This is a genomic window from Larkinella punicea (assembly GCF_003334855.1).
GTDB lineage: Bacteria > Bacteroidota > Bacteroidia > Cytophagales > Spirosomataceae > Larkinella > Larkinella punicea.
The window spans coordinates 62,063-74,697 of record NZ_QOWE01000021.1 but is presented as its reverse complement, the minus strand read 5'-3'; the positions used below and the strand labels follow the sequence as shown (position 1 = coordinate 74,697).

General features: G+C 50.6%; 7 protein-coding genes. All 7 read right to left on the bottom strand.

Annotation, left to right across the window (positions count from 1 at the left end; all coding sequences use genetic code 11):
• Positions 1-184: 184 nt before the first annotated feature.
• Positions 185-3,676: a T9SS type A sorting domain-containing protein gene (locus tag DUE52_RS23005; RefSeq protein WP_165841008.1), complete on the bottom strand. Its 3,492-nt coding sequence runs from the start codon at positions 3,674-3,676 to the stop codon at positions 185-187.
• Positions 3,677-3,906: 230 nt separating this feature from the next.
• Positions 3,907-4,962, bottom strand: a complete 1,056-nt coding sequence (locus DUE52_RS23000; RefSeq protein WP_114408416.1) for a serine hydrolase domain-containing protein — start codon at positions 4,960-4,962, stop codon at positions 3,907-3,909.
• A 171-nt stretch (positions 4,963-5,133) separates the two neighbouring features.
• Positions 5,134-5,379, bottom strand: a complete 246-nt coding sequence (locus tag DUE52_RS32180; protein ID WP_133299921.1) for a hypothetical protein — start codon at positions 5,377-5,379, stop codon at positions 5,134-5,136.
• A 212-nt stretch (positions 5,380-5,591) separates the two neighbouring features.
• The gene (locus tag DUE52_RS22995; protein WP_114408415.1) at positions 5,592-7,850 is read right to left on the bottom strand and encodes a TonB-dependent receptor; all 2,259 of its coding nucleotides are present in this window, start codon (positions 7,848-7,850) and stop codon (positions 5,592-5,594) included.
• 193 nt (positions 7,851-8,043) lie between these two features.
• Positions 8,044-8,604, bottom strand: coding sequence for a Pycsar system effector family protein (locus DUE52_RS22990; protein ID WP_229312276.1), 561 nt, complete (start codon positions 8,602-8,604; stop codon positions 8,044-8,046).
• Between the two features lie 10 nt (positions 8,605-8,614).
• Positions 8,615-10,954 carry a GAF domain-containing protein gene (locus DUE52_RS22985; protein ID WP_114408414.1) on the bottom strand — a complete coding sequence of 780 codons (2,340 nt, stop codon included), beginning with the start codon at positions 10,952-10,954 and terminating at the stop codon, positions 8,615-8,617.
• Between the two features lie 137 nt (positions 10,955-11,091).
• Positions 11,092-12,633 carry an ArnT family glycosyltransferase gene (locus DUE52_RS22980; protein WP_114408413.1) on the bottom strand — a complete coding sequence of 514 codons (1,542 nt, stop codon included), beginning with the start codon at positions 12,631-12,633 and terminating at the stop codon, positions 11,092-11,094.
• Positions 12,634-12,635 lie beyond the last annotated feature (2 nt).

The following is a 12,635-nucleotide window of genomic DNA, read 5'->3' as shown; positions in this document are numbered from 1 at the left end:
CCAGGCGTATAAATTATGTCAGATAATTCTAATTTCATCTTAAAAGTGCTTCTAAATCTTGCAATCTATCGAGACGTAGAAGCTCTGGGTTTTATTTTTAAAAGATCGAAAAAAACCTACCAAAAAGGCACTTGTCCGGCCGATGCTCTTTTGGTAGGTCGTTGATTTTATTTCATTGGCGGTTTTACTGTTTCAGGAATTTTAAGGCATGTCGGGGTTTGCCCGCACACTGCACCTGAATAAAGTATAGACCAGGTTTTAATGACCGCACATCAACCACTCGTCGAAGTCCCTGGTTTTCAACAAAAAGATTCATACCTGCTCCCGATGCCGTAGAAATCGTAATAACACTCTGTTCATAACCAACAGGAAGGTTCAGTTGCAATTGATCGGTGACCGGATTGGGATGTAATACCGGACGATTTTGATCTTCCTCAATAACCGTCTCCGTGGGAATTGAAACGGCCGATTGCCGTGCACCTGAACCTGACTCAAATGTCCAATCCTGATACGCTGTTCGATCCAGTGGTACTGACATGATTTTAGTGCCACTTTCCCAATAATTGGGATTGGTCGTCGCCGTCATCTGCAAAGGAGAATTGGAGCTTACCAGCGACCTGATTACATAATAACCAAACTTGGCGGGGGAGGGAATAATTTCCCACTTTTGGTTCAGCCCATCGTTGGGTCTATTTAACGTTAACTGGATACCGCTCGTGGTACTACTCCCCGGAATTTCAGCGACATAATAGGGGTTTAGCATGCGTTCGTAGATCGAATAACTGCCGTCGGCATTCAAACTGAAACGCCAATCATCAACATATCCGCTATTCCCCGGTCCTTGCGCCATCTGGAGTCCCGTATCACCACTTGGTTCAATATAACGACCCGTACCCCTATTTTTAATTTGATAGTACTTTCCGGGAACGATCGGAGACTCCGACTCGGCTATTGAAAGGTCGAAGTCCCACCCAATCGTGTTATCTAATTCAATTCGGTATTTAAAAGTCAGATAATCGCCCACATAACGTTTCATCAGGTATAAATTATAACCAACATAATCATTAGGTCGATTGGTCTCCTCTTCTGTCGAATGTTCATATCCTGGAGCATCTACTACGCAAGAAACTTGTTTAAGAGCGCGGGCTACCAGCAGAATTTCGGGACTTGCCATTTCGAATGAAACCATATTATTCCTTTGACCGAACGTCAAAGCCGGTTTTTCAGTCTGTGTTTTAATATAGTTATCAATATTGAATCCAGTTACAAATCCCTCACCAGGATTTGGTAATTTGGCTTGATCAAAAACATAATCATAGGTAATCATCTTGTTTTCACTTCCTGATCTGGACGCAACACTCCCTTTCTTTTGTAGTGTGATCGCATTGCGATTCAGGAAGTCCTGGAGATAGGGATGAATCGTAATTTGTCCAATATTGTCCAGGTTGATGGTTCCTGTCACTTTAAATCGGCTCGAATACCAGTTGCCTAAGGATACTTTTGTTTTCGACAGGCATGGAAAAGTAAAATATGATTCGTATTTCCCTTCGATGGCTTTGAGATTTGTGGAGAGTCCGGGTGAAATATACTGATAACCAAATGAGTTGGTCTGACTATAACTAAGATCCAGTTTTTGCCAGTTTAGGTCGGGGGTATAATTATTGATCGTAAAGTTGGCTTTATCGTTGAACGTCGAATAAGCCAGATTACCTACCTTACTTCCCACCACAGTTATAAAGCTTTTCGGATAATTAGCAGCTTTCAGCCGACTTAGATAATCTCGGATTTCATTTACTTTCTGAGTACAGTCGGTGACAAATGCCGTTGAATATGTGGTTTTATTCGTCTTGGCTTTCGCTATTTCTTCATCGATTTTACCGGCAATATACTCGGTAATAAGATACTCCTCTTCGTAAAAATTGGTCAGTAAGAACCGGTTGGAGTTGGTCTCCCGGTTGTTATAAAAATATTCTGCACCAAACAGAAAACTAAGATTGTTGTTTTGAAAATCAGAAGTTGATAAAAGGTAAGAGTTAACAGCCTGAATGGTTTCCAATACTTTCTGTTGAAGACTGACGACCTCGTTCGGCGCTTGTACTTGCGGGGGTTGACCCGTAATATCCCGCTTTGCTCGCTTGGGTGAAAAGATATTGTTTGCTAAAAACAGCATTCGATCTTGAACCGATGAAAGTCGTGTTTTAAGCGTTGGGATGGTAAGGGCTAAATTTGTATATACATAACGAGCATCTATCGGTTTGTCGAAGATCGGTCTGCTTACTGAATTCGATACCAATACCTCAAGTAAATACCTGCCCAGATAGGTCAAGGCATTAACCGCATTTGCCTGTACTGTTGAAGGATTTAAAGGAGTCAGAGAAGGTTTCAAGGTTAGCCGTTCTAATCTTGATTCTATTGCGGTCATTCGTAAATCAAGTTCCAGAACCTGTGACTGAATTTGTGCAGGTGCGCCGTTCGCTTTGATTAACTGCTTCAGTGCATTTGCTTTTTGTTTGTACGTGTCTAAAGCGGTAATTGCCTCAGCCGCTGACCCACTTCCTCCTAAATTTAGTGTAGTCAGGGAAGTTCCCTTCAAATAATCAATATCTTTATTAATGAAAGAAACTGCTTCATCCAATAAATCTTCGAGCGCTTTTGTATTCAGAGCAACCGGCTTGTTCTGACTTGTTTTATATTCGTCTTCTTTGAGATTACCCGTACAGTTTGCCAGGATATAGTTTTTTAACTCCGGAGTAGCTAATTGAACAAAGACAAAATCAGACGTATCAGTCGGTGAAATCATTGGAAAATAAGGGGGATCTATGTTGGCCGGTCGGCCAACATAGATCCCAATGGCTGGTGGGTCAATGAAGGTGCCACCTAAAGTCGGCAAAACCAGCGGAGCGCCGGAAGCACCAGGGCCTAACGCACCTGACCAGTTTGGCATTGCCCAGGCTGACGAATATTGCTTCGTGGGATTTGTGCCTGGCTGGACGTAAGCGCGCTTTTGAAGTGTTGAGATTTGTTGTGGTCGACCTTCTTTATGATGAATAACGTAGGCTGACTTCATCGCATCATCATTCAGCCGGGTTAAAGGGAGGGATTTATTTGCAAGAAATTGGAAACCATGCAATCGAAAAGGAATACCAGATACTTCTGATTTGGGGACTTTGACGAGGGCATAATCTTTCCAACTTAATGTTCCCTTGCCATTGACTTTCGCAACGACCACGGTTGTTGAAACCGGCACACCGGATGGGCGTCCTACAACGGCCTGGTAGGTGGCAGGATTTGATCTGGGGTTAATATAAACCGTCTGAAAAGCCATGTCCAATAACATGGTTCGATTTTTCTCCAGCACATCATTCCCGTCATATAGAACATGTCCGGCGGTTAGAAAGCAGTAATGATCCAGCTTGGGATCGGTCTGAATAAAATAGCCAGTACCAGAACCAGGAACTTGCATATACCGTTCAGGATGTCGTTTGAACCAAACGACGCTTTGACTGGTCTTTTTATGCATTTCTTTTACGCCGATTCCAACGGGAGAATAGGCCACATTGCCTGCAGGTAAAGGATCATCGTCAATGTCTTGTCCGTAGGAAAAGCCAGTCCAAATTGAAAAGACCAGAACTAGTTTTATGGCTCTGATGATAAGCCAGGTAGATGCCGTCTTCATAGTAGTTTTCTTTAGGTGGATAATTGACATTTAGCTTGTTAGACGGATATATCCACGTAAAGTCACTTATAGTCAATATAAAGCAGCGTAGTTTCAAGACATCTCACCTGGGTTTAGGAACTTGATTTAAGCCAAAACGGAACTTTCATGTCGAAGAAGTTGGCTATCTGTAAGCATTGACTAAAACAGAAACATAGCTTCTTCCGAAGATGTCCCGGTAAACCCAACCGCTATTTCTCAATGGTAGCCCGAATCATCTCCCTGATTTTCAAGCTCGTGGTGGCACTTTGCCGGGTTGTGGTGCGCGTAAAGATAATACCGGTCACGCTGTTTTTGGAATCCTGCCAGGGGTGCGCGCCAAACAGGCCGGGGCTGCTGGTTTCGAGGGCTTTTCCGGAAGCGTCCACCACATCCCGCCAGTTTCCGATGCCGTAGCGAACGCCGACCGTCGGATGGGGAGAGTACGGGTTGGTGGGGTAGGGCGTTCCCTGAATCGTGGCACCAGCGGTTTGGTCACTGAGCATCTCCGCGATGGCCTGCTCACTCAAAACCCGCTTGTCTTTAAACACACCTTTCTGGTTGATCATTTCCAGAAAATTCAGGTAATCGCGGGCGGAGGTACGGGCACCACCGGCCATCAAGGGGTTTTTCAGGCTGGTCAGCAGATACGTCGCCTGCATCCCGCAGGGAACCGCAATTTTCTCATTGAACAGCACCTGCCAGGATTTGCCGGAAACCAGTTCCGCAATCCGTCCGGCAACGTGCATGCTCGCACTGCCGTAATTGAAGGCTTTGCCGGGCGGGTTGGTCAGTTTGGTATACACCGCCAGCGAATCGACGGCTTGCGCCAGGGTCAGGTCACGCCGGTATTCAAACTTCTCGGGGGAGTCGCCCGGAAAACCGGAGGTGTGCGAAAACAACTGCCGGATCGTGATGTTGCCTTTTCCGTATCGGGTAAAAATGGGCAGGAATTTACCAACGGTGTCGGTCAACGCCAGCTTCTTTTCATCGACCAGACTCATGATCACCGCGCCCGACAGCCATTTGGAAGCCGATGCAATCAGCCGGTTTGTACCTGTGGTCAGGTTCACTTCTTTTTGGTAAATCACCTGCCCGTTCTGGGAAACCAGCACCAGTACGCTATCCTGATAGACGCCGAGGTTCTCCTCAAGGTATTTGTCTACAGCCGAAAAATCGTAGGTTTTGGGTGGGGTGTTGGGCGTAACGGAGTCGTTACAGGCCAGAAAGGCGATCAAAAATGCACTCAGCAGAAAGACGGTTTTCATGGTTTCGTTTTGATTGGATGAAGAGCCAGACGCCAGAAGGTCTGGTTGAACGAAACAAAGAAACCGCTTGCCGGACTGGCCGACCGAAAAAACGAAGTAAACCGTCCGGATTGCCGGGTGATTCAGTCAATCCGGACGGTCAATGAAATTCCGTAGTGTGTAATGAAAGGATTATTTATTGGAAATAGCCGGGGTATTCAGGGCCTTGATTTCGTCATCGAGCACGTCCTTCATGATGCTCAGAATATCGGCCGCGAGGAGCTTTTCACCGTCGTCGATAAAGCGGCTGTACGATTCGTACAGGATGTGGCATCTCCGCTCGAACCGGGTCGATGGCGTCATCGAGAAGAGGGTGGTCTGGCTTTTGAATTGACCCGCGATGACGGTTTCTCTCGTTTTACTGAATAAGCTAGTCATACACACAACTGTTTTTAAAGGTACATCTCACTTTTTACAAAAAAACACAATCGATAGATATGTTTGTGCAAGTATACTAAAAGTCAAAACAAAACCCGACTCGATTGGTCGGGCTGTATGTTAATTCTGTCTTACCCTTGCGGGTATGTCGAAAAAATAGCAAATATCAGGCCAGTTGGCGTAGATAAAGGGGGCTAGCGGAGTGATTTTTTTTACCAGAAAAAAGTCCAGCTCAGCCGGGCGAAAAAGGGCGTTCCGGGCGTAAAGTGAATTTCGTCGACCGGAGCGGTTTCGCTACGCAGGCGGCTTTCGGTGGCAAACTGCGTTTCTTTCCAGCGGGTGTTCAGCAGATTCTGCACCGACAACCCGAACTGGTAGCGGGGCCGCGTGTAATTGACCTGCAAATCCGTCACAAAATACGATTGGGCCACAATGGAATTGTCTTCGTTGGCCGGCCGGGTTCCCAGGTAGCGATACCGCAGTGAACCACTCCACCGCCCCGCATTTTGGAGCGTCAGGCCCCCGGTTGAGGTAAACGTCGGAGCCAGTGGCAGGTAGTTCTGCCCCGCTTCTGCCCCGATGGCGCGGGGTTTGGCGGTATTCAGATCCAGATCGGCGTACAGATGATGGGTCAACTGGTAGCGGACCGACAGATCGACCCCGTACCGGCGTGACTTTCCGCTTGGTTCCACCACGCCTTCGTCGCCGACATACACGAACTCCTGTTGCATCCACAAATACCAGCCTGCCGCGTTGATGAGCAAACGGGGAAACGGTTTGAAAATTACTCCTAAATCAGAACCGTAGGCCGGCGGTAAAATTTCCCTTCCGTTCCGGGGAACCACCACGCGGGTGTCGTTGGAGTGAAAGCCTTTTCCGGTGTTGAGGTACACCTGAAACCGGGGATTCACCGTGTAATACAGATTGAGTTTGGGCGAAACAAGGGCCGCATCCGCCCGCTTCAAACCGTCCGTCGGCTGAAGCAAATCGTCATACTGACTCCGGAAATAATCGAGCCGAATCCCGGCATTGAGCGAAAAATGGTCGGAAAACTGAATGAGTTCATCCACGTAGGCACTGGCGTTCCGTTCGTTGATGTTGCCAAATTGCCGACGTTCGAGTGTTTCGGTCCGGTTTCGGGTGTGCGACAGTTCGGTTTGGTGCGTCAGATCCTGACGGTATTGCAGGCCTGCCGTCGACACAAACCGGGTTTTGCCGACAAAATCCGTTCGTGATACACTGCCGTTGTAGCCAAACAGATTCCGGTGTTCTTTCTGCCGAATCTGGTCGCCGTTGAGCGAATCGTCCCGGAAAAAAGTGAAGTTGGAATACAGCTCGAAGTTGTAGTTGCTGTAGAAAACCTGGTTTTTAATGGTATAATTGCTGGGCGTCACCGTCACCAGTTCGGCATTGACGTTGGTGCGGCTCGTTTCGCCCCCTTCGGTTGGGTCGACGGAGCCGAAAAAACCGACTAAGCCCGATGCCACGGCCCGGTCGGGAATCTGGCCGGAATGGTTCCACTTACTCCAGAACGTCGACCCTGTCAGCGTCAGGTTGGTCTGCTCCGACAGGTGGCCGTGGTATTTGCCCATCCCATTCAGCCGCTTGAAATTTTGCGGATGGTCGAAGTACGAATCGGAATACGAATATTCGGAGGCCAGATAAGCCGACTGATTTTTGGCACGCCCCTTTTCGCCCAGCAGATCCAGTCCGGCCACGGCCCGGTAGGTGTTAAACTGCCCGACTTCCAACTTGGCAAAACTTTTGTCGAGAGTTGTCCGTGTACGAAAATCGGCCCAGCCCGCCGTCGTAAAATTGCCTTTTTCTGCGTTGTAAGGGCCTTTCCTAAAATCGACGCCTTCGATTAGTTCCGGAATGACAAAGTGCAAATCCGCGTAACCCTGTCCGTGGGCGTGCGAAACCATGTTAACCGGCATCCCGTCCACCGTCAGGCGAATGTCGGTGCCGTGGTCGATATCGAATCCCCGCAAAAAAATCTGCTCGGCTTTTCCGCCCCCTGCGTGCTGGCCGATGAATAAACCCGGCACCATCCGGAGAATTTCCTGCGAGTTGGTGATGGGCCGCATCCGGATGTCGAGGCTGCTGATGAGTTGCTGGTCGTGCGCCTGCTGGGACGAAACGACAATCTCCCGCAACTCAATGGGCGACCGGCTCAAAACCGTATTCAGCGTGATTGTTTCGTCATCGTTTATCGTTACGTTGATAATCAGCGACTTAAATCCAATGTGCGAAAGCTCGACTTTATAGGGAGCCGCCACCAGGCCGGTGAATCGGTATTGCCCCAACTCATTGGTCACTGTGCCTTTGCCCAAACCCGTGAGTTGCACGACCACCCCACGCAGGGGAAGCTGGGTTGTCTGGTCGAGGACGGTACCGGAAATGCCGCCGAGGTGAGCAAACGCCTGAAGGCTGAGGAAGGTCAACAGGAAAGCGTAAAGCGTTCGTTTCATGATGCAAAAGTAGCAATCAGATGTTTGGTGCGGTATTGTCGATGAAATTTAAAAGTCATCTTATGCCTTGTTCGGTTCTGCCCCCAACCCCCTGAAGGGGGCTTAAAAATGGCAGTACAAAGCCCCCTTCAGGGGGTTGGGGGCAAAACCGAACAGGACAAATGTTATTTTCAGACCGAATTTACCGCATGGATTAATAACTCAGGGCGGCAATGAGCATGGTGCGAAGAAAAACGATCAGAAACGCCAGAATTGAGATTCCGAAGCCAAACATAAAGATGTTGTAGGCAATCCACAACCGGCGGTATTTTTTAGCGAGCACGCGTCCGAGGTAATAAATGTCGCGGGTCATGGTGCCGTACAGGTAGGGACTGTCCTTCATCAGTTCGCTCATTCCCCACTCAAAGTCTTCCAGACTCATGCGGTGAAAATTACCGAAAAAGAGCAGGTTGCCCTTCTTCTTCTTCACATCGTCCCGCTTGAACGTGCCTTTGGTCACGTTGGGGCGGGTGGCCAGAATGGCGAAAACGATGGTCAGCAGCGAGGTGGTTAGAATCAGCACCATCGGCACCAGCAGCGTCGGGTTTTCGTCGATCTGGAGGGCCAGCACTGAAACGATAACGGAAACCATGATCGAGTTCACCGAAATGAGGATGTTGGCTTTGTTGTCGGCAATGTCGCTCAGGTAGACGTGGTTGGTCGAGGTGGTGCGGAACATGGTTTCAATGCCCCGCACCGGTTGGTTATCTTTCACGTTCGTAACGTTAACGGGCCGGTTCCGGGTAGTTGAGGTGCAGGCGGATGGCTTTCAGCCGGGCAACACCCTGCAACGGTTCGAGATCGAGGTATTCGATTTCGGGTGTCAGCTTCTTCTGCTCCTGCAAAGCCGTGATAAAAGGCAGATAATCCGCCACTTCCCGGCGGTTGGAATACACCAGCGCAATGGTATTCGGCTGCGTCAGCCGTTCATTGGTTCCGGCGATATACGCCTTGTCGATCCGCTTTTTCAATACTTCATACCGGATGCTGTAGGAGCCTTCCACGTCGAAACGGTGTTCGTCCTGCCGGAAACTGATGTCCACCGGCTGCGAATGGGCCAGAATCAGTTGGGTGGTTTGCAACGCCAGGGGCAGACGGGGCAGCAGCAGGTTCGTCAGGGAAGCCAGTTCCACCATCGACTTCAGTTGCCACGCGTACAGATGCCGCAGGAAATCCGGTTCAAAGGGTGTTTGGGGCGCAATGGACTGGCCGACGTAGATCGTATACTCCATTCCGTCGGTCCGGTAGCGTTCGAAATAATGCGGATAGATGGTCTGAAGCTGTTTTTCCTCTTTTTCGATGAACGTATTGACGGCCGTATTGAGCCATTCGACGCTTCGTTCGTAGACCTGCAACGCCTGATTGAATTGTCCGTTGGTGGCATTCGTTCGCTTGAAATACCGCTGAACCGGCGTTTCCAGTTGCGGATAATGTAACCGCAAGTGTTGGAAATACGGATTGACTTCCAGCGCCAGGAAGTCCGAAATCCCCAGTTCATCTTCCGGATTCAGCCCGGCGATGAGTTTGTTTTGCCAGGAATAGGCTGTGGTCATAAGCTGATTCGGCAGCGCCAGTTCGTCCGGCAAATCGGCCTGACCCAACAGGGTCTGGATGGCCGTCAACTGGTCGGCGAAATCCTGGCGCACGGCCTTGTAACGTTCGTTCGACGAATTGCGAATGTCGATCGCGCCATACAACGGATAGACCTGCGGAAACCGCACCTGCGTAGCTTCGCTGTTGAACGACTCCCTGTTGTCGAGCCGCAGGTATTCCCAGGCCACCTCATTGAACTTCCATTCAACGGCGGGTTGCAGGGGCGTAAACTTGGTTTTGATCAGCCGCTCCAGATTTTGTTTGAACTGATGCAGTTGATACCGCAGCAATTCCTGTACGAGCGGAATCACCCGCTGAATCGTCTCCAGAACGTCGTCTCCGAACGCCGTTGAATGCGGACTGGCCATTTCCAGCACGCCAAGCATTTCACTTCCGTTCACGACCGGATAAAAAGCGAAACTGCGAATTCCTTTTTTGCTCAAAAGCTGTTGCTCGTTGCCGGGCAATCCAATCAGGTTCGGAAACAGCATAGGAGCGGGATTCCGGATCAATTTGTGAATGATGGCCTGCGTGGCCGGATCGTAGCCGTCGATGACCGTGCTCGAATGCCGGAAGAAAACACTGCGCGCGCTCACCTCTGGTTGATGGACGTAAAAACCGTTCACCTGCGAAAACGGAACGATGCTGATCTGGAGGTCGGTCTGGCCAACCAGGTTGCGCAGGGCGGTTTCGAAACGGCGGTAAATAACCGGTTCGGCGTCTGAATGCAGATGGGTGAAAACCGCCTGCAACTGCTGAACGGTTTCGGCCTCCGTAATGTCTTCAACCACAAAAAAAGCAAAGCCTTCGGACGTAAATTCTCCCATCGGCAGTTGGTTTTCAGGCTCCGGCAATGGCCCGGTGCCATTGGCAAAATCAATCCAGGCGGGTTGCAAAGCGGGTGTCGGATGGTTCAGGCGGGGCTCAATGAACGTATCGTTTACGATGAGCCGAAAATACCGGGTTAGTCCGTTCACCTGTCTCTGAAACCGGAAGCTCGGATCGGCATTTTTGCCGGGGCGGATTTGGTAACATTTATCGAGAACCATCTGGTACAGAAAACGCAGTTTATCCTCTACACAGATTTCTTCGGGCAGTGTCGATAACAGGTTCTGAAATTGCTCCATCATCCGTTTAAATTCGGCAGACTGATAGAACATTTTCATCGGAACGGGTAGTCCAAAGGCATAAGCAACACCTTGACCCGTCGTGCTCATGGGCATAACCGCCAGCGACGCCAGTTGAAAAAGGCTGGCTAGCCGGTCCGGTCCGAGGATATCTTCGAGCGGCCTTTTATCTGCCGTGGGTAAGTTTTCAAATTGCTCAAGAATATGCGCATAGAGGCCAAACAGAGCCGCATTGGATTTATTTTTCTCCTGTTGTGCTTTCAAAAAGCTCACGAAGGGCTGAAACGACAACTTAACTTCGAACGGAAAAGAGACAGATGGGGAAACAGAAAGGGTCGTTTCCATGATTTTGTATAATTTTCAGCAAATAGCACGCTTAACGCTTGAGTTCGGATGGACACCAAGGGCAAAAGCAAGGTGGATGTTTTTGTTTATTGAACAACGAAGCCGGTCGGTGAGTTGCGTTGTAGCGGTATTAATTCTCAATACATTACCGGTTTTTTGACGGCTTTGGGACGATACCCCCGCGCGTGGTACAGATACATGGTTCGGACACGCACGTTTCGGTAATACACCGGCCAGACCTCCTGCCGCAACACCGGCCCCAACTGCGCCCGGGCTTCCGGCGACAAGGGATCTTCGCTGACATACACGATGTTCTGTCGCTGCGAAGCGGGGGGCGCTGGCCAGAAATCAAACTGGTTCATGCGCCGGTTGGCATTGGGCAGGCAGTACGTATCCGGATGCCCTCCGACGTAAAACGCCAGTTCGGACGCCGTGTGGTAACTGTCGCTCACAATCGCAAAATGACCCGGTGGCAGGTCTTTAACGAAGTCATCGACGGTTTGGCCGATCTGTCGCCAACCGGCCAGCCGGTACAGCGGATCGGCTTTGACCGGTAAAACCGGGCGTCCGGCAACGGCATCGAGCCAGCCGGGTTGCAGAATCAGCAGGAGAGTGGCCACCGACAGCCCCACGGGCCAGGCTACCCGGGGCGTTTCCGACCACCGGCGGTAGCGCAGGTGCAACAGGTACGAAACCACCAGCGGCCAGGCCACCAGCGTGGCCGACGGCCAGTTGACTTCCACGCGCTTGTGAACCGACAAAACCGCAAACCCCGCCAGAATCAGCGCCGGAGCCAGCCACAACGGCAAAAGCCGGGCGTGGTCGACCGTCGGAAGTTTCCAGGGGCGGGCCAGCAGCAGACCGACGACGATAAAAATTGAACCGTAGGCCAGTTGACCACCCACAAATTCCAGCAGTTGACCGAGGGCGTTGCGATGAAGGAGCGAAGACCCGGAACCGCCGGCCAGCGTGAAAATATGCCGGAACGTCACCCAATCGTGCTGGTAGTTCCAGATCAGGGAAGGCAACAGGCCTACCAAAACCGGTATTCCGAAAGCGAGTAACCGACGGGAAATCAAGGCGAAATTCCGGCCACTACCCGCCAGCACCACGAAGCCGAAAAGCACCATCGTCGGTTTGGCGAGCATCCCGAAAACCACGAAAGCGGCCGTTCGCCAGCCGTCGCCGGGCTGACCCGTATCGACGTAGCGCAGAAAATACCGCAAGGCACCGGCCCAGGCCAGCATCAGCAACGAATCCGTCGTGAAAAACAACGTTGCGGTTACAAAAAACGGGCTGACGTTCAGCAGCACCACGCCCAGCACCGCGACCCGGTGGCTGCGAAAATGCTCGACACCCAGCCGGAAAACGAAATAAGAAATTCCCAGTCCGCACAAAACCGCATTCAGCCGGACCACCGGGGCCGAGATCCCGAACAGCCCCGAACTGAGGGAATTAACGTAGGCAATCAGGGGCGGTTTGGAGTAATAGGCCCAGTCCAGGTGCCGCGACCAGAGCCAGTATTGGGCTTCTTCCGTGAACAGATCGGGACCGTAATAGACATAAACGCCTTTCACCAGCGTAATGATCCCCATCAGACTCCAGAACCGGGTGATGCCCAGCGAGCGGCTGTAGAGCGCGTGAAAGGGATTGGAATTGAAAACAGGCGCCGTTGACATGG

Bases quoted from the DNA above. Each gene is read 5' to 3' on its own strand.
- DUE52_RS22985 (WP_114408414.1), bottom strand. From the start codon at position 10,954: ATGGAAACGACCCTTTCTGTTTCCCCATCTGTCTCTTTTCCGTTCGAA.
- DUE52_RS23005 (WP_165841008.1), bottom strand. From the start codon at position 3,676: ATGAAGACGGCATCTACCTGGCTTATCATCAGAGCCATAAAACTAGTT.
- DUE52_RS32180 (WP_133299921.1), bottom strand. From the start codon at position 5,379: ATGACTAGCTTATTCAGTAAAACGAGAGAAACCGTCATCGCGGGTCAA.
- DUE52_RS22995 (WP_114408415.1), bottom strand. From the start codon at position 7,850: ATGAAACGAACGCTTTACGCTTTCCTGTTGACCTTCCTCAGCCTTCAG.
- DUE52_RS23000 (WP_114408416.1), bottom strand. From the start codon at position 4,962: ATGAAAACCGTCTTTCTGCTGAGTGCATTTTTGATCGCCTTTCTGGCC.
- DUE52_RS22980 (WP_114408413.1), bottom strand. From the start codon at position 12,633: ATGTCAACGGCGCCTGTTTTCAATTCCAATCCCTTTCACGCGCTCTAC.